Origin of the sequence: Stenotrophomonas sp. PE591, from assembly GCF_018320795.1 — a bacterium.
Classification (GTDB): domain Bacteria; phylum Pseudomonadota; class Gammaproteobacteria; order Xanthomonadales; family Xanthomonadaceae; genus Stenotrophomonas; species Stenotrophomonas maltophilia.
On record NZ_JAAOKO010000001.1, the window covers coordinates 39,961 to 59,820 of the forward strand.

Below are 19,860 nucleotides of genomic sequence, written 5' to 3' on the forward strand. Positions count from 1 at the left end.
CGTGGTGGTTTTTCCCTGTCCGTAACCAGGAATCGACGATGACCCGAGGCAAGCGCATCTACGTGCTGGATACCAACGTGCTGATGCACGATCCGACCGCGCTGTTCAAATTCGAGGAGCACGACATCTACCTGCCCATGCAGGTGATCGAGGAGCTGGACAACGGCAAGAAGGGCACCTCCGAAGCGAGCCGCAACGCCCGCCAGGTGAGCCGCTTCCTCAACGAGCTGGTGCAGGAATCCGGCCTGGACAACCTGGCCGACGGCATTCCGCTGCAGCGCCCCAACGGCCTGCAGCTGCGCGGCAAGCAGAGCGCCGGCAAGCTGCGCTTCCAGACCAGCCACTTCGACGCGGGCAAGAGCTTTGGCAAGGTCATTCCCGACAATGCCATCCTTGGCGCGATCCTGGCGCTGAAGGAAGAAACGCCGGACCTGCCGGTGGTGTTCGTTTCCAAGGACATCAACCTGCGGATCAAGGCCGCCATCGCCGGCATCGTGTCCGAGGACTACGAAAACGACCGCGCGCTGGACGATTTCAGCCTGCTCTACACCGGCGCCACCGAGCTGCCGGAAGACTTCTGGAAGCGCCACGGCGACGACCTGCGCAGCTGGAGCGACAAGGGCCGCAGCCATTACGAAATCCAGGCGCAGGACGGCGAGGAGTGGTACCCGAACCAGTACGTCTACCTGCCCGGCGAAGACGAAGTCGAACTGCGCGTCAGCCGCGTGGTCGGCGACGGCAAGGTAGTGCTGTCGCTGGTCGATGATTTCCGCCACGGCAGCCACGCCGTCTGGGGTATCAGTGCGCGCAACCGCGAGCAGAACTTCGCGCTCAATGCGCTGATGGACCCGGAGATCGACTTCGTCACCCTGCTGGGCACCGCCGGCACCGGCAAGACCCTGCTGGCACTGGCCGCGGGGCTGGCGCAGACGATGGACCAGCAGCGCTACCGCGAGATCATCATGACCCGCGCCACGGTCAGCGTCGGCGAGGACATCGGTTTCCTGCCGGGTACCGAGGAGGAGAAGATGACGCCGTGGATGGGCGCGCTGACCGACAACCTGGAAGTGCTCACGCACAACCAGGAAGGCGGCACCTGGGGTCGCCAGGCCACCAACGACCTGCTGGCCAGCCGCATCAAGATCCGCTCGATGAACTTCATGCGCGGCCGTACCTTCCTGTCGCGCTACCTGATCCTGGACGAGGCGCAGAACCTCACCCCGAAGCAGATGAAGACGCTGATCACCCGTGCCGGCCCCGGCACCAAGATCGTCTGCCTGGGCAACGTCGAGCAGATCGACACCCCGTACCTGACCGAGACCACCTCGGGCCTGACCTACGCGGTGGATCGTTTCAAGAACTGGCCGCATAGTGCGCACATCACCCTGCGCCGAGGCGAACGCTCGCGCCTGGCCGATTACGCTTCGGAGGTGTTGTGAACCGCTGCACCCGCCTGCTGCTGCCCACGGCTGCGATCACCCTCGCAGCCGTGCTCGGCGCCTGCACCACCACGCGCGGCCCGGCCAGTGTGCCGACCGCCGAGCGCACCGGGCAGTCCTGGGTGGTCACCCGCCCGATCATCGCCGCGCAGGTGCTCGACACCTGTTCGCGCGCCAGCCCCGGCCGCGAGCCCGGGCGGGTCAGCGGCTACTGGGCCCCCAGCCGGCAGCAGATCGATCAGCTGGAGGCACAGCTGTCGTCGCTGGAGGCACAGGTACCGAAGGTGCTGGACTTCGACCGCCAGTACGTCGGCATCGAAAGCGCCGGCAAGCGGCTGATCTACGTCAACGCCTTCCACCTGCCCGACGACAGTGGCATCAATCCGGCACGCGAAGCGATCCGCGTCTGTGACGGCGGCACGCAGTTCTGGGGCGCGGTGTTCGACCCGGCCAGCAACACCTTCAGCGAGCTGCAGTTCAACGGCGGCTTCGGCGGGCCCTGAGGGGCCCCGCCGATGGGAATACGCCTGCCCACCTGGGTCTGGATCGGCGCGGTCGCCCTCTCGTGCGTGGCCGGCATGGTCAACGTGGTCGGCTTCCTCGGTTTCGAGCACCAGGCGGTCAGTCACATGACCGGCAGCACCAGCCAGTTGGGCATGGCGCTGGCGCAGGGGGACTGGCGCGCCGTCGGGCACCTGTGGGGGCTGTTGATCGCGTTCTCGCTGGGCGCGATGCTCAGCGGCCTGCTGATCCAGGACAGCGCCCTGCAGCTGGGCCGGCGCTATGGCGTGGCACTGGCGCTGGAATCGGCGCTGCTGCTGGTGGCCATCCCATTGTTCGAACAACATCAGATCTGGGGCGCACTGGCCGCCGCCATGGCCTGCGGCCTGCAGAACGCGATGGCCACCACCTTCAGTGGCGCAGTGGTGCGCACCACCCACCTCAGCGGCATGTTCACCGACCTCGGCATCGGCCTCGGTCACCTGCTGCGCGGGTTGCCACTGCAGGTACGTCGCCTGACTCTCAGCGGCCTGATCATCAGCGGCTTCCTCGCCGGCGGCGTCCTCGGCGCCTGGCTGTTCATGCGCTGGCAGTACGACGCCCTGCTCGCCCCCGCCCTGCTGACTGGCCTGACCGGGCTGGGTTATGTGCTGTACCAGCAGTGGGCGCGTTGGCGGCATTGAATCAAGGACATCCACGCATGGCGTGGATCTACCTTCCCCTGCGGGACCACGGCACAATCAACTGATGAGCCCGACCACTCCCGTTTCCGCCCTCACCATCGCCGGCTCCGACTCCGGCGGTGGCGCCGGCATCCAGGCTGACCTCAAGGCCTTCGCCGCACACCGCGTGCATGGCCTTTCCGCGATTGCGGCACTGACCGCGCAGAACACGCGCGGCGTCATCGCCGTGCACGTGCCACCCATCGAGTTCCTGCGCGCGCAGCTGGATGCCTGCTTCGACGACTTCGACATCCACGCGGTGAAGCTGGGGATGCTGGCCAACGCCGAAGTGATCCATGCCGTCGCTGATGCACTCGAAAAGCACCGCCCGCCACACGTGGTACTGGACCCGGTGATGGTCGCCACCAGTGGGGCACGCCTGCTGGAAGACAGTGCATTGCAGGCCATGCGTGAGCGCCTGATCCCGCTGGCTACGCTGATCACCCCCAATACGCCGGAAGCGGAACTACTGGTCGGCCGGAAGATCAGCAACGGTGAAGACGCAGAACAGGCCGCCTCCGCCCTGCTCGACCTGGGGGCCGGTGCGGTGCTGCTGAAAGGTGGCCACCTGCATGAGGGCAATCGCGTGATCGATCGCTACTTCGACGGCGTCAGCAGCGAAGAATTCATCCACGCACGCCTGCCCCTCGATGCTCATGGCACCGGCTGCACGCTGGCCTCGGCCATCGCCGCGCAGCTGTGCAATGGCCTGAGCCTGGCCAACGCCTGCGAAGCCGGCATCGACTACGTCGCACGCGGCCTGCAGCAGGGCTATGCCCCCGGCCGCAGCGAGGTGCTGGTGCTCGACCACTGCGGCGCGGCACCCCACGCATGAGCCTGACGCCGAGCGTCCTTGCCGTGCAGTGCGACGACGGCCATCGCTTCGAGGTGATCGCCTGCGTGCCCGCACAGCCCATCGCACGCCTGCTGTGGCTGCCGGCACTGGGCGTGGCCGCGCGCCACTACCTGCCACTGGCTTTGGCGCTGGCGGCGAAGGGCGTGGCGGTCTACCTGCACGAGTGGCGCGGCAACGGCAGCAGTTCGCTGCGCCCATCGCGCACGCAGGACTGGGGCTATCGCGAGGTACTCGAACAGGATCTGCCGAGCAGCCAGGCCGTCCTGGCCGCAGCGGATGACGAAGGCGACGCCCTGCCCTGGATCATCGGCGGCCATAGCCTGGGCGGGCAGCTGGCCTGCGTGCATGCCGGCCGCAACCCGCAGCACTTCAACCGGCTGTGGCTGGCCGCCAGCGGCTCACCGTTCTGGCGCGGATTCCCACCACCGCGTGGCGGGCTGCTGCCGCTGGTCTACCGCTTCCTGCCATGGATCGCACAGCGCCAGGGCGTGCTGCATGGCCGTCGCCTCGGCTTCGGTGGCACCGAAGCGCGCGGGCTGATCGCCGACTGGGCGCGCGTCGGCCTGAACAATCATTACGCCGCCGTCGGCATGGACGAAGACCTCGATGCGCAGATGGCGCGTGTGCATGGCAGCGCACAGGCGGTGCTGATGGAACACGACTGGTTGGCCCCCACCGGATCGATGCAGACGCTGCTGGCGAAGCTGCCGAATGTGGACGCGCAGCTGCGCGTGCTGTCCGCGCAGGAACTGGGCACGCGCGCCGATCATTTCGCGTGGCTGAAGGCCCCTGATGCTGTGGCTGACAGCTTTTTCATTCAGTTGGATGAAAATTTTCACAAAACTGTTGACGGTACGCGCCGACATCCGCATAATTCCGCTCCTGTCGCAGGGCGCCCGTAGCTCAGTTGGATAGAGTACCTGGCTACGAACCAGGCGGTCGGGAGTTCGAATCTCTCCGGGCGCACCACTCGACAGGTTTCCAGCATCCGCCGCTGGAAATGCAGTAAAATTTGATTGTGTACCGCGCGCCCGTAGCTCAGTTGGATAGAGTACCTGGCTACGAACCAGGCGGTCGGGAGTTCGAATCTCTCCGGGCGCACCATACACAGTCAGCACAACAAGTTCATGTAATTGGCGCCCGTAGCTCAGTTGGATAGAGTACCTGGCTACGAACCAGGCGGTCGGGAGTTCGAATCTCTCCGGGCGCACCATTACACCGAAACAGCGGGCCTCGGCCTGCTGTTTTTTTATGTGTGTTTTTCGGCAGGGCTGTGCCCTGCACCCTGGTAGTGCCGGCCGCTGGCCGGCAACCTCAACGGCCACGGCAAAAGCTGGCATTCCGTGGGATGGCGGGGCGGCATGGACAGGCAGGACACGCCGTAAACCCCGCTCCGCGGTCCGGCCCAGCCGCTGGCGGCTGTGCGTTCGGGCGCTTGCGAAGCAATGCTTCGCAAGCAAAGCGCCCTCACCCATGGGGGCTCGATGGCGGCATCCATGCCGCCAACGGTCCTGCCTGCCCATGCCGCCCCACCTCTGACAGATTTCCGCGATCTGATGGATCCACGCCATGCGTGGATGAATCTCCATCGAGTTCGAACATTTCGACAATTGATCGAAGAGCATCCACGCATGGCGTGGACCTACCGTGTCGACCAAGGTCGACACCTACCAGAGCAGTACGCCGTTCCGACAGATCGCGGAAAACTGTCGAAGGCGGGGTGGGTCCGGTTGCGGGAGTGTCCGCGGCATGGATGCCGCGGCCAAGCCCCCAAGGACGGGTTTACGGCGTCTCCCGCAACCGGACCCACCCCGCCATCCCTCAGGAAACCAGCTTCTGCTGTTGCTGTTGCTGTTGCTGTTGCTGTTGCTCTGGATCGTAGCGGGTGCAGGGCGCAGCCCTGCCAAACCCTACCCCCTGGCCATCGCCTGCCACCACTGCGACAACAGCTCCGGCCTGCGCAGGCGCTCGCGCCACCAGCGCAGTGCGGCGCCATCCTCTCCGGTGCGCCAGGCCAGCCAGAAGGTCTCTTCCGGCTTGTGTTCCTCCACCTCGCGGATCACCAGCTGGCCGCGCGCCACCGCAGCGCGCGCGCACGGTTCGGGCAGGAAACCGAAGCCCACGCCTTCGCACTGCAGCTTCAGTTTGCTGGCCATGTCCGGCACCGTCAGCATCTCCTGCCCCATCAACAAGCCGACCGTGCGCGGCAGCAGCCTGCGCGCGGAATCAGAGACCGCGATCGCGCAGTGCTCGACCAGCTGCTCGCGACCCAGCACACCCGGCACTGCGGCCAACGGATGACCGGGCGCGACCGCGAACACGAACTCCACCGTGCCCAGCGGCTCGACCACGTAACCACCGCCACTGGGACCCTCACCCGGCGCGCCGACCAGCAGGTCGGCACGGCGGTCCAGCAGGGCCTCCCAGGTGCCGGACAGGGCCTCGCCGATCAATCGCAGCCGGGTCGGTGCCTCGGCCTCACGAAACGCGGCGATGTCCGGGCCGAGCAGCCAGGTCGGGAACACCGAATCCACCGCCAGCGTCAGTTCGGTCTCCCAGCCCGACGCCACCCGGCGCACCCGCAGTTCCAGCTCACGGGCGGCGCGCAGCAGGTGCCGGCCTTCGTCCAGCAGCGCGCGGCCAGCCTCGGTCGGCTCGGCACGCGGGCCGACCCGGTCGAACAGCTGAACGCCCAGGTCCTCCTCCAGCTTGGCCACGGTGTAGGAGATGGTCGAGGGCACCTTGTGCAGGGCTTTGCCGGCGCCGGCAAAGGAGCCGCGGCGGTCGATGGCATCCAGGATCTGCAGGGCATCGAGGCTGAGCTTGAGCATTCGAATTTTTCGATGATGGCTGTCAAAACTATCCGTTTTTCAAACCCAAGGCGCAAGCGGATACTTCTCTCCAACGGGGAAACACAGCGGCTGCCAGCCCACCCCGCCCCATCGAAACCATCGAACAAGGAGATTCCATCATGCTGCAGATCCGCAAGAGCGCTACCCGTGGCCTGGCCGAGCATGGCTGGCTGTCCTCGCGCCATACCTTCTCCTTCGCCAACTACTACGACCCGCGCTACGTCAGCTTCGGCCCGCTGCGGGTGATCAACGAAGACAAAGTGATCGGCGGCCAGGGCTTCGGCACCCACGGCCACAGCAACATGGAAATCATCTCCTACGTGCTGGGCGGTGCGCTGGAACACAAGGACTCGATGGGCACCGGCTCGGTGCTGCGCTACGGCGACGTGCAGCGCATGAGCGCCGGCAGCGGCGTCACCCACAGCGAGTTCAACCACTCGGCCGACGAGACCGTGCACTTCCTGCAGATCTGGATCTTCCCGGACACCGAGAACATCACGCCGTCGTACGAGGAGACCCACTTCGCCCCGGAAACCAAGCGCGGCCAGCTGCGCCTGATCGCCTCGCCGGACGGTGCCGATGGTTCGCTGCGCATCCACCAGGATGCCCGCATCTTCGCCACCATCCTCGATGGCGGCCAGAAGCTGCACCATGCGCTTGGCAACGGTCGTGGCGCCTATGTGCAGGTGGCCCGTGGGCAGCTGCAGGTCAATGGCATCACCCTGGAAGCCGGTGATGCGCTGCAGGTCAGCGACGAAGCCCAGCTGACGCTGGAAAACGGCAACGATGCCGAAGTGCTGGTGTTCGACCTGCCGCTGTAACCACATCGCCCGCGATGCTGCAGAGCATCGCGGGCACATCTGCGTCAGAACCTGTAATTCAAGCTCAACCGCACGTTGCGCGGCTCGCCCCAGGCGTAGGTGCTGTACCAGTTGAAGATCGTGTAGTAACGCTTGTCGAGCAGGTTGTTGACGTTGACCGTGGCCGACAGGCGATCGTTGAACTGGTAGCGCGCCATCGCATCGAGCAACCAGTACGGCTGCGTGCGATGCACCACCTTGGCCCGCGTGGCGGGATTGGTGATCTCGCCGAAGGTCGAATCCTGCCAGCGTGCGCCACCACCCAGCGTCAGCCCCTGCCAGGCGCCACGCAGGCGGTAGCGGGTGTGCAGGCTGAACTGGTTCTCCGGTTCCAGCGTGGTCACCTTGGTGCCCGCCTGGCGGGCAATCTTGTGGGAGAACCCACCCTGCACCTGCCAGCCCTCGGCCAGCTGACCCGACATTTCAAGCTCGTAACCCTTGGTGCGCACGCCCATCAAGGCGCGGTAGGCATCCTGGCCATCCGGTGTCTTGCCGCCGGTGGGCTGGGCGAAGTTGTCCTGATCAAGCTGGAACAGCGCCGCACTGGCATTGAGGCGTTCATCGAAGAACTCAGCCTTCAGGCCAACCTCGTAGCTGCGGCCCTCCAGTGGATCCAGTGCCTTGCCCTGCTCGTCACGCTCGCCCTGCGGCTTGAAGATGGTGCTGTAGCTGGCATACACCGAGTAATGCTCGCCGAGGTCGTAGACCACGCCGGCATAGGGCACATGGACGCCGGTCTCTCGCGTGTCCGGCGAGCGGTAACTGGCCAGGCGGCTGCCGACGATCAGCTTCAACGGATCGGCCAGGTCGAAGCGGCCAACCACGTACAGCCCATTCTCGCGGGTCACTTCATTGTTGTCATAGGTGCGCTGCCACTGCGGTTCGGCAATGTCGCCATTCCAGCTTCTGTAGTCCGGCACGGTATCCGGGAACCCCGCCTGCGGGCCGTAGCCGGTATTGGTCCAGCGCTTGCGCGAGGCACTGCCACCGACCACCAGCTCATGCTCTCGCCCGAACAGGCCGAAACGCCCGCTCACATAGAAGTCGGCGGCATTGCTGACGGTCTTGCCAACGTACTTGCCGAGCCACAGGCTGACGCCCTCGCCGGTCAACGGATCAGGATTGCCGGCGGCGGCACCGGCCAGTGCGGCGTCATAGCCGTTGACCTGGTGGTTGAGCTGCAGCTTGGCAATCCAATCGTTGGCGAACGTGTGCTCCAACGTGGTGAAACCGGTACGCACGTACTGGCGCCAGCCGGCCCATTGCGCACCATTGTTGAACGAGCGCGGCATGCGGTTGAAGTTGCCGGCGCTGTCCAGCAGCGGAATGCCGCCCCACGTCGACCCCTTCGGGTCGCTGTCCATCACGTCGCCACCGACCGACAGCAGCGTGCGATCGCCCAGATCGGCTTCCACCACGGCATAGCCGACCTTGCTGGTGCGCTGGTAGTTGTCCAGGTTGGAGCGCTTGTCTTCCCAGGCACCCACGGCACGGCCACGCACGCGGCCATCGGCAGTCAGCGGGCCACCGACATCGAGCTCGGCGCGGTAGTCATCCCAGCGGCCGACACCCAGCGAGGCACTGCCGGCGAAGTCCTTGCCCGGCTTCTTGCGCACCAGGTTGATGGTCGCACCCGGATCGCCCATGCCGGTCAGCAGGCCGGTCGCGCCCTTGAGCACCTCGATGCGGTCGTAGATGGCGGTATCGCTGAGCGTGTTACCGGCGGAGTACGCCGAATTGCGCGACATCGGAATGCCGTCGTACTGGAAGTTCTGGATCGCGAAACCACGCGCGTAGTACTCGGTGCGTTCGCTGTCGTAGGTGACGATGCTGACGCCGGGGGTCACCCGCATCACGTCATCGATGCCGTGCAGGCCGAAGTCATCCATCTGGGCGCGGGTGATCACGCTGATGGTCTGCGGGGTCTGCCGTGGCGTCAGCACCAGGCGGGTCGCGGTGGCAATGGTGCCGGGCGTATAGGCGCCGCTGCCCTCGGTGATGGTACCGAGCAGGTTGGCCGTGACCTGCACGGTCTGCAGGGTCTGTGATGCAGGCGCCTGCGAATCCTTGGCTGGATCCGTACTGGACTGCGCCACAGCAATACCGCTGCTGCCCAGAGCAGCGATCAGCACCCCCCGGGCCAGCGCCTGCGGCAACGCGCGGCGACGCGGCAAGGGGGACGGCGTATGGACAACAGGCACAGACAGCACGGCGGGACCTCCACGATAGGGTGGGATCCTCTGGCGGCGGCTGGAGGGAAGAGAGGGACGCGGCCGGACAGCCGCGGCGCAGGAGTGTACTCCCCTACGCTGCGGCTGTCGTGCGGAGTGCTGGCGCGGGATCAGCCGCCGATGGCGGCGCAGGCCTCCAGGATCAGCGCGGTCACTTCCTTCGGCTTCGAAGCCAGCGAGGCATGGCTGGCATCCAGCTCCAGCAGGCGCTTCGGCTGCATCCTTGCGGCCATGGCCTTCTGGTTTTCCGGCGCGATCATGCGGTCCTGGCGGGACAGCTGGTACCAGCTCGGCATGTGCTTCCACGCCGGGTCGCTGACCGCATCACCGAAGGTGCTGGCCAGCGGTGCCTTCTGGGTAACGGCCATCACCCGGCCTTCGTCTTCGCTCAGATCCTGGCAGAAGCTCTCATGGAACTTGTCCGCGCGCAGCCACAGGTAGCCATCGCTGTCCGGTGCCAGGTTCGGCGCCGCCTCCGGCAGGTGCTGCTGTTGATGCCACCGGGACTCTCGCCGGCATCAGGCGCGAACGCGGCGATGTAGACCAGGCCCTTCACGTTGGGCTCGTTGCCGGCCTAGCTGATCACCGCGCCGCCATAGGAGTGGCCGACCAGCAGCACCGGCCCGTCGATCTGCCGGATCATTTTCCGGGTGCGCCCTGCGTCGTCGGCCAGCGAGGTCAGCGGCAGTTCCACCGCCTGCACACGGTCGTGGCCGTTGCGATGCAGTTCCAGGATCACCTTGGCCCAGTGTGCGGCCCCGCCCCAGAAGCCATGGACGAGGAGGATGGTCGGTGTCGTGCTCATGTAGAGGTCTCCGGCAGCGGCCGGCGGAATGCAGACCGTGCAGCCACTGTCCGTGCGTGGCGTTAATCGCTGGTGACGCAATCGGGTCACTGCAATCGTATGCGTCGCCCGATGTCACGCATGGCACTTGCCGAGTCAGTCTGAAATCGTTTTCATGACTGTTCCCTGGAGCTCCGCATCGCGCATGACGCCTTCATCCCCCCGTGCCCAGCAGCACGCCACCCGCGCCGCCTTCTTCATTCCCGGATTCGCCACCGCCGCATGGGCGCCGATGGTGCCCTACGCCAAGGCCAAGGCCGGGCTGTCCGACGCCAGCCTCGGCGCCGTGCTGCTGTGCCTTGGGCTCGGCTCGCTGCTGGCGATGCCGTTGGCGGGCGCGCTGACCGGGCGGCTGGGCTGCCGCCGGGTGATGGTGATCACCTGCGCGATGATGCTGTGCGCCCTGCCCTTGCTGGTGCTGGCGCCCTCGCCGGTGGCGCTGGGTGCGGCACTGTTCGTGTTCGGCGCCGGCGTCGGTGCGCTGGATTGTGCGATGAACATGCAGGCGGTCGCGGTCGAGCGCGACGCCGGGCGCGCGATGATGTCCGGCTTCCACGCCTTCTACAGCATCGGTGGCTTCGTCGGCGCCGGCTGCATGACCGGCCTGCTGATCCTGGGTTCACCGCTGTGGCTGGCCGCGCTGGTTTCGGTGGCGGCACTGCTGCTGGTCGCGGTGCTGTCGGCGCCGCACTGGCGCCCGCAACGGATCCTGCACGACGGCCCACTGCTGGCGCTGCCGCACGGCGTGGTGCTGTTCATCGGCGTGCTGGCCTTCGTGGTGTTCCTCGCCGAGGGCTCGATGCTGGACTGGAGCGCGGTGTTCCTGGCCGAAGTGCGGCAGGTGCCGCGTGACCAGGCCGGCGCTGGCTTCGCGCTGTTCACCCTGGCGATGACCGCGATGCGCCTGTTCGGCGACGGCATCGTCGAGCGCCTCGGCCGCACCCGCACCCTGGTCTTCGGCGGCATCACCGCCGCAGCAGGCTTCACCCTGGCCACGTTGGTGCCCTCGTTCCCGGTGGCGCTGGCGGGCTATGTGCTGGTCGGGCTGGGCTGCGCCAACATCGTGCCGGCACTGTTCTCGATGGCCGGCCAGCAGCGGGTGATGCCGGAGAGCATCGCCATCACCGCAGTCACCACGCTGGGTTACGCCGGCATCCTCGCCGGCCCGGCAGCGATCGGTGCACTGGCACACGCCACCAGCCTCGGCTTCGCCTTCCTGTGCGTGGCCGCGCTGCTGCTGGGCGTCGCGGCGTCTGCCCGCTCGCTGGCACGACGGGTGGCCTGACAGAAAAAGGGGACGGAGGGGATTAAGTCGTTTATGGCCCAGCTGTGCGGGAAACGACTTAATCCCCTCCGTCCCCTTTTCTCAGCGGTGGGCCAGCCATTCGGCCTGGGCCGGCAGCTGTGGGGCCGGACAGGCGCTCTTCGGGTGGTGCTCATCGCGCGCCATCCAGTCATCGACCACTCCGGCCAGCAGGTCGAGCCGCAGCGGCAGGGTGATGTGGTCCTCGCCGCGCATCTCGATGTAGTGCGCGCGCGGGTTGGCCTGGGCCAGTTCGCGGCCCTGGCTGACCGGAATGTGCTGGTCGCCCTGGCCGTGCAGCAGCAGCACGCAGGCGCGGGTATCGGCCAGCGCGCGCGCTACATCCACGCGGTCCAGATCGACGTCGATACGGCGGCTGGCGGCGGCGATCACCTGGTTGATGTCCTGGCCGCCGTAGCGCCAGCGCGCGTACGACGCCATCGCCTGCGCCTTCAGGCCTTCCGGCTGCAGTCCCATCAGGTGCGGAATCATCGTGCGGATCGCCACACCGGCATTGGCGAACGATTCCATCGCCACCACCCCTTCCACCTGGTCGCCGAGCTTGTCGGCGGTGAATACCGCTGTGGCGGCGCCATAGGACACGCCGAACAGGTACAGCGGGCCGGCTACTTCACCACGCGCGCGCAGCTCGCCGATCACATCCACCACATCGTCGGATTCATAGGTGCCATAGCCCGACGGCCCGGTACCGGACTGTCCATGGTTGCGCAGGTCAAGCGTGACCACGCGGTAGCCGGATTCGGCCAACTGCAACGACCACGGCAGCATCGAATCACCGTTCATCATCCAGCCGTGCAGCAGCACCACGGTGCCGCGCGGTGCCTGCGCGCGGAACGGCTGCGGTACTGCCAGGCTCAGGCCGGTATCCAGCGGCAGGCCGTTCTCGTGGCGCTGCGGCAGGTAGTGGTAACGCGCGCCGTAATCGCCAGGATCGAACACACGCCAGAAGATCGGCACGCCATCGCGGCCCGGCGCGAAGCCGTGGCGATTGGGCAGTTCGGCGATGGCCGCAGCAATGCGCGGGCGATCGAGCAGGGTCGATACGCCACCCGGCGCGATCAGCCGATCGGCGAGCGAGGTGGACGAGGCATTGATCGAGGACGAGCATGCAGCCAGCCACAGGCCGGCGCACGCCAGCAACAGCAGCAGCAGGCGCTTCATGGGCAATCGGGGAAAAGGGTGCGACAGCGTGGCAGGTTAGCGACGCGCGCACGGGCCATCTATCGCGCATGGATGACGGCTTGATGACAACGCAGGAACGATTCAGCTTGGTGTACAAGCTGTATCTGTTCAGTCATTGATCCGGATCAATGAACGCGCGCGCGGGATTGCCCACAGTGCCGCCATGCGCACCTCGTTCAAGCTCGCCATTGCCCTGGCCGCCACGCTGGCCGCCGCCTACGGCGTCGCCCGCACCACGCCCTACTGGTTCGCACCGCGACAGGCCGCGCAGGTCGACATCCACGATCCGGCATTGATCGCGCAGGGACAATACCTGTCGCGCGCGGCCGACTGCGCGGCCTGCCACACCGCGCCCGGCGGCAAGCCGTTCGCCGGTGGCCTCGGCATGCAGACGCCGATGGGCACGATCTACTCGACCAACATCACGCCCGATCCGGACACCGGCATTGGCGCCTACGACTACGCCGACTTCGAGCGCGCGGTACGTCGCGGCATCCGCCACGATGGGCAGCCGTTGTATCCGGCCATGCCGTACGCATCGTACGTGATCGCCAGCGACGCCGAAATCAAGGCGCTGTACGCCTACTTCATGGGCTCGGTGCAACCGGTGAAGCAGGACAACGCCGACAGCACGATCCCGTGGCCGGCCAACATGCGCTGGCCACTGGCCTGGTGGCAGCTGCTGTTCGCACGCCCGCGCACGTTCAACCCGGATCCGTCGCTGGATGCCAGCCAGCAGCGCGGCGCCGAACTGGTGGAAGGCCTGGCCCACTGCGGTGCCTGCCACACGCCACGCGGGTTGGCGTTCCAGGAAAAGGCGATGGCCGATGATGGCAGCCGCCAGTTCCTGTCCGGCTCGGTACTGGAAGGCTGGTATGCGAAGAACCTGCGCAACGAGTCGACCGGCCTGGCCAGCTGGAGCGAGGGCGAGATCGTCGACTTCCTGCGTACCGGCCGCACCGATCGATCGGCGGCCTTCGGCGGCATGGCCGACGTGGTCGAGCACAGCACGCAGTACCTGTCCGACGCCGACCTGCTGGCGATGGCCCGCTACCTGAAGCAGCTGCCCGCCCGCGAAGGACGCAGCGCACAGTGGTCGCCCGGTACCGACACCACCACCGCCGCACTGCGCAGCGGCGACTACCGCGTGGCCGGTTCGCTGGCCTATGCCGAGCACTGCCAGGCCTGCCACCGCGCCGACGGGCGCGGCATGCCGCGCGTCTATCCCGCCCTGGCCGGCAACTCGATCGTGTTCGCCGATGACCCCAGCTCGCTGGTGCAGGTGACCCTGATCGGCGGCCGCACGCCGCATACCCCGCATGACCGCATGGCCTTCACCATGCCCGGCTTCGAGCAGCTGCCGAATGCGCAGCTGGCACAGATCCTGACCTTCATCCGCAGCAGCTGGGGCAACCACGCCAGTGCAGTGAGCGAGGTCGACGTGGCGCGCATGCGCCGGGTGGTGCGCGACAAGCCGGTGCACTACGTTCCGCAGGAGGCCGCACGATGAAACGTTCGAGCAAACGCTCCCGCCTGCTGATCGCCAGTGCGATCACCCTCGTGCTGCTGGCCGGCGCCGGTACCCTCGCTTACCGTCATCTGTACCCGGACCTGGATGCCGCCGTGGCCAGCACGATCGATATCCTCGATGCGCAGGGCAAGGTGGTCGGGCACTACCATGCGCCCAGCGCCGAAGAAATCGCCGGGCTCGGCAATGCCGAATCGGTGATGCTCGGCCGCCGTATCCTCAACGAGACCGCACGGCTGCTGCCGGACAATGTCGGCAACGATCTGAACTGCAACTCGTGCCACATGGCCGAGGGCAAGCGGCCTTTCGGCAATCACTACTTCAATACCGGCGGCGGCGCCTATCCGCGCTACATGCCGCGCCCGGGCAAGGTGATCGGGCTGACCGAGCGCATCAACGGCTGCCTGCAGCGTTCGATGAACGGCAAGCCGCTGCCGAAGGACTCGCCGCAGATGCGCGCGATGCTCGATTACATGGCGTGGTTGAGCAGTCCTGTGCCAGAAGGTGCAAAGGTGGCCGCCCGCAGTGAGGGGCCCATCGACAGCACGCTGACCCCGGACCCGGTCCGCGGCCAGGCGCTGTACGCCGTGCAGTGCGCCGCCTGCCATGGCGACAACGGCGAAGGTCGGCGCGACGCCAGCGGTGACATCGCCTTCCCGCCGCTATGGGGCGACCATAGCTTCAACATCGGCGCCGGCATGGCGCGCCTGTACAAGGCCGCCGGCTTCGTCAAGCACAACATGCCACCGGCGGTGACCCGCGAGCCCCCGCTTGGGCAGCAGGTGATGCCCGACCAGGATGCGGTGGACATCGCCAGCTACTTCATCAACCAGCCACGCCCGGACTTCGCCAACAAGGCCAAGGACTGGCCGCGCGACCCGAAACCCAAGGACGCGCGGTACTGACAGGCAGGCGGCCGGGGGCGTCGGCCGTCACACAACACGGTTCCTGCATCTCTACGTCATGTCGATGTCATTGGTGCTGTCGACACTCGGGGGCTTCTCTCCCCCCAAGGTCCGGTATCGATGCGAACGATTGCGCGCTTTCCCCGTGTTTCGCTGCTTGCCCTGCTGATCGCCCCCGCCCTGGACGCCCTCGCAGAAGCACCGCAGGGCGATACGGCCGAAGCGCGCAGCAGCGATGCCCGCACCCTCGACCAGGTGCAGGTGATCGGCCAGGCCACCAGCTACGCCAAGACGTCGGTGCGCGCAGAAACACTGAACCGGCAGACGGTGATGAGCAGCGTCAACGATGCGCTGAACGAAGTACCCGGCGTGGTGGTCAGCGAGGCCGACGCCACCGGCTCGTCGGTGTGGGGCACGCAGATCAGCATGCGCGGGTTCGTCACCAATCGTGATACCCAGCAGATCGGCACCACCGTCGACGGCCTGCCCAACGGCGGCTCCGGCTACGGCGGCGGCTCGCTGGCCAACCGCTACATCGACACCCTCGACCTGGAGACGGTGGAAGTCAGCCAGGGCACCGCTGACATCTCCTCGCGCTCGAACGAAGCACTGGGCGGCACGCTCAACTTCCTCACCAGCGATCCGCTGCAGGACAGCCGCCTGCGCTTCGTGGTCGGCGCCGGTGACAACGATGCGCGCAAGTACTACGTGCGCTACGACACCGGCCTGCTCGGCGGCCACACCCGCGCGTGGATCAGCGCCTCCTCGTCGAAGGTGCACGACTGGATCGACGGCACCGGCCACACCAGCAACGACCACATCGCCGGCAAGTTCATCACCGAACTGGATCGCTGGACCCTGACCGGCTACCTGTCCTACAACGATGCCGACGAGCCGGAATACACCAGCGTCTCACCGAAGGGCTTTGCCACCAATCCGGATCGCGACAACCTGGTCGGCACCCTCACCGGCATTCCGTATCTGGACCAGAACTACCGTTCCGGCTCGCGTGCGCTGCGCGAGAACACCTTTGGTTACCTGCGTGCGGCCTTCGACGGCGGCAACGGGTTCAAGGCCTCGGTGGCCGCCTACGGGCACCGCATGCAAGGTCGTGGCGACTGGCTTCCACCTTACCTGGCACAGGTCAGCGATGAGGGGGCGGGCCGCCCCGAATCGGAATATCTCGGTGGCAAAACCGTGTACGGCGGCAGCAACCGCGGCCAGATCTTCTTCGTCAATCCCGATGGCAGCGCCGCGCAGCGCCTGGCCAGCTGCACCCCGCGCCTGGGCTTCACCGCCGAGTACGATCCGAACTGCTACGCGGGCAACGTGCTGGGCGCGCAGTCCTACCGCCACACCCACTACGACAACGACCGCATGGGCGTGACCGCCGACGTCGAATGGCGGCAGACCTTCGGTGCGATCGACAACACGATCCGTGGCGGCCTGTGGGTGGAGAAGCTGGACCGTTCGGCACGCCGTGACTGGCACCGCCTGCTCAATGTCGGCCAGGACATCGCCTTCGACCATCAGCCCTACTGGGTGCAGTTCGAGGACAAGTACAAGGTTGACGAGCAGATGTACTACGTCGAGGACGTGGCCCGCTTCGGGCCGTTCAGTGCCCGCCTGGGCGTGAAGCAGTTCTTCGTCGACCAATCGCGCCGCCGCGTGATCGGTGCCAGCGAGCACGTCAAATCCGATTCCAGGTCCGATCCGCTGCTGTCCACCGGCTTCACCTGGGCACCGGGCGTGGAAGGCATGGAGCTGTTCGCCGGCTTCTCGCAGAATTTCGCCGCCATTCCTTCAGGCGTACTTGGCGAGACCGACCCGCAGCGCTTCCGCAATGTCGAACCGGAGACCGCCGACAACATCGAAGTGGGCATGCGCATCAGCCGCTGGCCGCTGACCGCCTCGGTGACCCTGTACAACATCAAGTTCGACAACCGCATCGTCTACCTGCCGGCGGGCTTCGTCAGCGGCATCGACTACCTGGGCGAGGCCGACGGCGTCTACGAGAACTTCGGTGGCGTGGAAAGCAACGGCCTGGAAGCGGCGTTCGGCTATGGGTGGGACAATGGCTGGCGGATCAACGCGGCCTACACCTACAACCGCTCCAAATACCTGGGCAGTGGCAATGCCGCCCGCGATACGCAGCTGGGCATCGTCGACGGTGCCAAGGTGATCGGCCAGCCGGAGAACACCCTGGTGCTGTCGGCCGACTGGCAGGGCGCCAACTGGAACTTCGGCCTGTCCGGCCGCTATCTGGGCACCCGCTACCTCGACGCCGCCAACGTCAACAAGCTGCCCTCGGCCACCGTGTTCAATGCCAACATCGGCTTCGACCTGCAGGGCCTGTCGCCGCGCCTGAAGGGCATGGGTGCCAACCTGGTGGTGAGCAACCTCACCGATAAGCGGTATCTTGCGGGGGTGGACGGCCGCGACAACGCCTTCATCGGCGCCCCGCGCACCGTCGGCATCTCCTTCCGCGTGGACCTGTGAGTGAGCCCGTGACCGATATCGGCCGACGCCGGTTGTTGCAGGCCGGCGTTGCCGCCGGCCTTGCCCCGCTGCTGCCCAGCATCGCACGGGCCGCAGCGATCGCCCCCGCCACGCAGACGCGCAGCCTCGAAGACCTGCAGCACATCGTGGTGTTCATGCAGGAGAACCGTTCGTTCGACCACTACTTCGGCACGCTGCCGGGGGTACGTGGTTTCGGTGACCGCTTCGTGGCCCCGGCCGCCGCGCTGCAGGCCGGTGGCCGCGCGCGCAGCCTGTGGCTGCAGCCCGATGCCAGTGGCACGCGGGCGATCGCACCGTTCCCGCTGGATACCGCCGCGCACTTCGGCTACATGCGGGTGGAAGGCACGCCGCACACCTGGCCCGATGCGCAGCGCGCCTGGGACCACGGCCGCATGGGGCACTGGCCGAAGGCCAAGCAGAACCACTCCATGGGCTACTTCCAGCGCAGCGACATGCCGTTCCAGTTCGCGCTGGCCGATGCGTTCACGATCTGCGACGCCTACCACTGCGCGATGCAGGCCGGTACCAACCCGAACCGGGTGTTCCTGTGGACCGGCCACAACGATGCACAGGCCCGCGCCGGCGGCCCGGTGATCGCCAACTCGCATGACAACTTCCCCGAACACGGCGGGCATCCGGCGTCCTACCGCTGGACCAGCTATGTCGAGCGCCTGCAGAAGGCCGGCGTGTCCTGGCAGATCTACCAGGACATGGCGGACAACTTCACCGACAACCCGCTGGCCGGCTTCGAGGCGTTCCGTCGGGCGTACAGTGCTGCACCCGGGCATGACCCGCAACTGCGCGCACGCGGGGTCAGTACCCGTGGCCTGCCACAGCTGCGCCAGGACGTACTCGACGGGCGCCTGCCGCAGGTCAGCTTCATCATCGCCGACGCGGCCGGCAGCGAGCACCCCGGACCCTCCAGTCCGGCGCAGGGCGCGGCCTATACCGCGCGCGTGCTGGATGCGCTGACTGCCGATCCGGAAGTCTGGAGCCGCACCGCCCTGCTGCTGATGTTCGATGAGAACGACGGCTTCTTCGACCACATGCCGCCACCGGCACCGCCTTCGCCGGTGGATGGCGGCTGGGCGGGTGCGTCCTCGGTCAGTACCGAGGGCGAATACCACCGCCATCCCGCACCGGGCGACGAGAAGTACGATGCCGCCGAACTGCGCGGCCGCCCGTATGGACTGGGCCCGCGCGTGCCGCTGTATGTGATCTCGCCGTGGAGTCGGGGTGGCTGGGTCGACTCGCAGGTCTACGACCACACCTCGGTCATTCGACTGATCGAACGCCGCTTCGGTGTGGCGGCACCGGACATCTCGCCGTGGCGCCGCGCGGTCTGCGGCGACCTCAGCAACGCTTTCGACTTCGCCCAGCGCGATACCCGCCCGTTCGTACGCGGCCTGCCCGACGTGAGCGCGGTGGCCGCACGCGCCGCTGCGTTGCCAGGGCGAACCGTGCCCGCGCTGCCGGAGGGGCTGAAACCAGCGAAGCAGGAAGTCGGCATACGCCCGGCGCGCGCCCTGCCCTATCGGCCGCAGGCATCGATGGCTGCGGTGGACGCTTCGGGCGTGGATCTGGCGCTATCCTGCGAAGGCGCGGCGGCAGTGCTGCATGTCTACGACCGGCTGCGGCTGGATGCGGTGCCGCGCCGCTACACGCTGCTCCCGGGCATGGCGCTGCGCGAGCGCTGGCCGCTTGATGCCCAGGGCCGCTATGACCTGTGGCTGCTGGGCCCGAACGGCTTCCACCGCCACTTCCAGGGGGCGGCCAAGGATCCTGCGCTGCAGGCTTCAATTGATCGCACGGATGGCCAACTGCGGCTGCGGCTGCGCAACCTGGGTGACGGCGCGCAGCAGGTTCGTGTGCAGCCTGGTGCCTATGCCGGGCACATGCCCGATCAGGCGCTGGTACTACCCGCACACGCAGAAACCGCGTTGGCGTGGGACGCAACGCCCACGGCGGGCTGGTATGACCTGCAGATCGGCGCGGGCGAGAGCATGCTGCGCCTGGCCGGTCGCGCCGAGGATGGGCGCCCCGGCACCAGTGACCCGGCGATGGGCAGCGAACCACTGCGGTTCGAGCAGGATTGA

Annotated in this window: 14 protein-coding genes, 3 tRNA genes and 1 pseudogene; 14 read left to right on the forward strand and 4 right to left on the reverse strand. The window is 66.9% G+C overall.

The genetic code is table 11. The annotated features are described in order from the left end of the window. Positions 1–38: 38 nt before the first annotated feature. The 8 genes from JLDANKMP_RS00225 (at position 39) to JLDANKMP_RS00260 (ending at position 4,731) form a co-directional block, all read left to right on the forward strand. A complete protein-coding gene (locus JLDANKMP_RS00225) occupies positions 39–1,439 on the forward strand; it encodes a PhoH family protein (protein ID WP_005409049.1) in 1,401 nt (466 codons plus the stop codon). Next, positions 1,436–1,942 carry a hypothetical protein gene (locus JLDANKMP_RS00230; protein ID WP_012479757.1) on the forward strand — a complete coding sequence of 169 codons (507 nt, stop codon included), beginning with the start codon at positions 1,436–1,438 and terminating at the stop codon, positions 1,940–1,942. The genes JLDANKMP_RS00225 and JLDANKMP_RS00230 overlap by 4 nt, the downstream gene beginning before the upstream one ends. Positions 1,943–1,954: 12 nt before the next feature. Next, on the forward strand, positions 1,955–2,623 hold the full coding sequence (locus JLDANKMP_RS00235; RefSeq protein ID WP_049451022.1) for a YoaK family protein: 669 nt from the start codon (positions 1,955–1,957) through the stop codon (positions 2,621–2,623). A 64-nt stretch (positions 2,624–2,687) separates the two neighbouring features. Then, positions 2,688–3,497: a bifunctional hydroxymethylpyrimidine kinase/phosphomethylpyrimidine kinase gene (gene thiD, locus JLDANKMP_RS00240; protein WP_212560308.1), complete on the forward strand. Its 810-nt coding sequence runs from the start codon at positions 2,688–2,690 to the stop codon at positions 3,495–3,497. After that, a complete protein-coding gene (locus JLDANKMP_RS00245) occupies positions 3,494–4,420 on the forward strand; it encodes an alpha/beta fold hydrolase (RefSeq protein WP_212560309.1) in 927 nt (308 codons plus the stop codon). The genes thiD and JLDANKMP_RS00245 overlap by 4 nt, the downstream gene beginning before the upstream one ends. Continuing rightward, a tRNA-Arg gene (locus tag JLDANKMP_RS00250) sits at positions 4,411–4,487 on the forward strand. Before JLDANKMP_RS00245 ends, JLDANKMP_RS00250 begins: the two co-directional genes overlap by 10 nt. A 58-nt stretch (positions 4,488–4,545) precedes the next feature. Then, positions 4,546–4,622: transfer RNA gene (locus tag JLDANKMP_RS00255), tRNA-Arg, on the forward strand. 32 nt (positions 4,623–4,654) lie between these two features. After that, positions 4,655–4,731 (forward strand) — tRNA-Arg (locus JLDANKMP_RS00260). Between the two features lie 697 nt (positions 4,732–5,428). Here the strand turns inward: JLDANKMP_RS00260 and JLDANKMP_RS00265 are convergent. Next, positions 5,429–6,349: a LysR family transcriptional regulator gene (locus tag JLDANKMP_RS00265; RefSeq protein WP_005409044.1), complete on the reverse strand. Its 921-nt coding sequence runs from the start codon at positions 6,347–6,349 to the stop codon at positions 5,429–5,431. A gap of 140 nt (positions 6,350–6,489) precedes the next feature. Between JLDANKMP_RS00265 and JLDANKMP_RS00270 the strand changes: the two genes are divergently transcribed. Then, on the forward strand, positions 6,490–7,191 hold the full coding sequence (locus tag JLDANKMP_RS00270) for a pirin family protein (RefSeq protein ID WP_005409043.1): 702 nt from the start codon (positions 6,490–6,492) through the stop codon (positions 7,189–7,191). Positions 7,192–7,235: 44 nt separating this feature from the next. On the opposite strand, the gene JLDANKMP_RS00275 is transcribed toward JLDANKMP_RS00270, so the two are convergent. Both JLDANKMP_RS00275 and JLDANKMP_RS22435 read right to left on the reverse strand, forming a co-directional pair. After that, the gene (locus JLDANKMP_RS00275) at positions 7,236–9,440 is read right to left on the reverse strand and encodes a TonB-dependent siderophore receptor (protein WP_212560310.1); all 2,205 of its coding nucleotides are present in this window, start codon (positions 9,438–9,440) and stop codon (positions 7,236–7,238) included. 131 nt (positions 9,441–9,571) lie between these two features. Continuing rightward, positions 9,572–10,266 (reverse strand): annotated as a pseudogene (locus JLDANKMP_RS22435) (alpha/beta hydrolase). Positions 10,267–10,450: 184 nt separating this feature from the next. On the opposite strand from JLDANKMP_RS22435, the gene JLDANKMP_RS00285 reads away from it, so the two are divergent. Further along, on the forward strand, positions 10,451–11,590 hold the full coding sequence (locus JLDANKMP_RS00285) for an MFS transporter (protein WP_212560311.1): 1,140 nt from the start codon (positions 10,451–10,453) through the stop codon (positions 11,588–11,590). An 81-nt stretch (positions 11,591–11,671) separates the two neighbouring features. Here JLDANKMP_RS00285 and JLDANKMP_RS00290 read toward each other — a convergent pair whose 3' ends face one another. Next, the gene (locus JLDANKMP_RS00290) at positions 11,672–12,790 is read right to left on the reverse strand and encodes an alpha/beta fold hydrolase (RefSeq protein WP_212560312.1); all 1,119 of its coding nucleotides are present in this window, start codon (positions 12,788–12,790) and stop codon (positions 11,672–11,674) included. A 184-nt stretch (positions 12,791–12,974) separates the two neighbouring features. Here JLDANKMP_RS00290 and JLDANKMP_RS00295 point away from each other — a divergent pair, with 184 nt between their 5' ends. The 4 genes from JLDANKMP_RS00295 to JLDANKMP_RS00310 all read left to right on the forward strand — a co-directional run bounded on the left by JLDANKMP_RS00295 (position 12,975) and on the right by JLDANKMP_RS00310 (position 19,860). Further along, positions 12,975–14,321, forward strand: coding sequence for a cytochrome c (locus JLDANKMP_RS00295; protein WP_088610881.1), 1,347 nt, complete (start codon positions 12,975–12,977; stop codon positions 14,319–14,321). Beyond that, complete coding sequence (locus tag JLDANKMP_RS00300; RefSeq protein WP_212560313.1) at positions 14,318–15,244, forward strand: c-type cytochrome; 927 nt, start codon at positions 14,318–14,320, stop codon at positions 15,242–15,244. The genes JLDANKMP_RS00295 and JLDANKMP_RS00300 overlap by 4 nt, the downstream gene beginning before the upstream one ends. A gap of 120 nt (positions 15,245–15,364) precedes the next feature. Further along, a complete protein-coding gene (locus JLDANKMP_RS00305; RefSeq protein WP_212560314.1) occupies positions 15,365–17,743 on the forward strand; it encodes a TonB-dependent receptor in 2,379 nt (792 codons plus the stop codon). A gap of 8 nt (positions 17,744–17,751) precedes the next feature. Next, positions 17,752–19,860: a phospholipase C, phosphocholine-specific gene (locus JLDANKMP_RS00310; RefSeq protein ID WP_212560315.1), complete on the forward strand. Its 2,109-nt coding sequence runs from the start codon at positions 17,752–17,754 to the stop codon at positions 19,858–19,860.

What these genes read in the sequence shown, in the direction of transcription:
- JLDANKMP_RS00225 (WP_005409049.1), top strand. Translation starts at nt 39, where the DNA reads ATGACCCGAGGCAAGCGCATCTACGTGCTGGATACCAACGTGCTGATG.
- JLDANKMP_RS00235 (WP_049451022.1), top strand. Translation starts at nt 1,955, where the DNA reads ATGGGAATACGCCTGCCCACCTGGGTCTGGATCGGCGCGGTCGCCCTC.
- thiD (WP_212560308.1), top strand. Translation starts at nt 2,688, where the DNA reads ATGAGCCCGACCACTCCCGTTTCCGCCCTCACCATCGCCGGCTCCGAC.
- JLDANKMP_RS00245 (WP_212560309.1), top strand. Translation starts at nt 3,494, where the DNA reads ATGAGCCTGACGCCGAGCGTCCTTGCCGTGCAGTGCGACGACGGCCAT.
- JLDANKMP_RS00265 (WP_005409044.1), bottom strand. Translation starts at nt 6,349, where the DNA reads ATGCTCAAGCTCAGCCTCGATGCCCTGCAGATCCTGGATGCCATCGAC.
- JLDANKMP_RS00270 (WP_005409043.1), top strand. Translation starts at nt 6,490, where the DNA reads ATGCTGCAGATCCGCAAGAGCGCTACCCGTGGCCTGGCCGAGCATGGC.
- JLDANKMP_RS00285 (WP_212560311.1), top strand. Translation starts at nt 10,451, where the DNA reads ATGACGCCTTCATCCCCCCGTGCCCAGCAGCACGCCACCCGCGCCGCC.
- JLDANKMP_RS00290 (WP_212560312.1), bottom strand. Translation starts at nt 12,790, where the DNA reads ATGAAGCGCCTGCTGCTGCTGTTGCTGGCGTGCGCCGGCCTGTGGCTG.
- JLDANKMP_RS00295 (WP_088610881.1), top strand. Translation starts at nt 12,975, where the DNA reads ATGCGCACCTCGTTCAAGCTCGCCATTGCCCTGGCCGCCACGCTGGCC.
- JLDANKMP_RS00300 (WP_212560313.1), top strand. Translation starts at nt 14,318, where the DNA reads ATGAAACGTTCGAGCAAACGCTCCCGCCTGCTGATCGCCAGTGCGATC.
- JLDANKMP_RS00305 (WP_212560314.1), top strand. Translation starts at nt 15,365, where the DNA reads ATGCGAACGATTGCGCGCTTTCCCCGTGTTTCGCTGCTTGCCCTGCTG.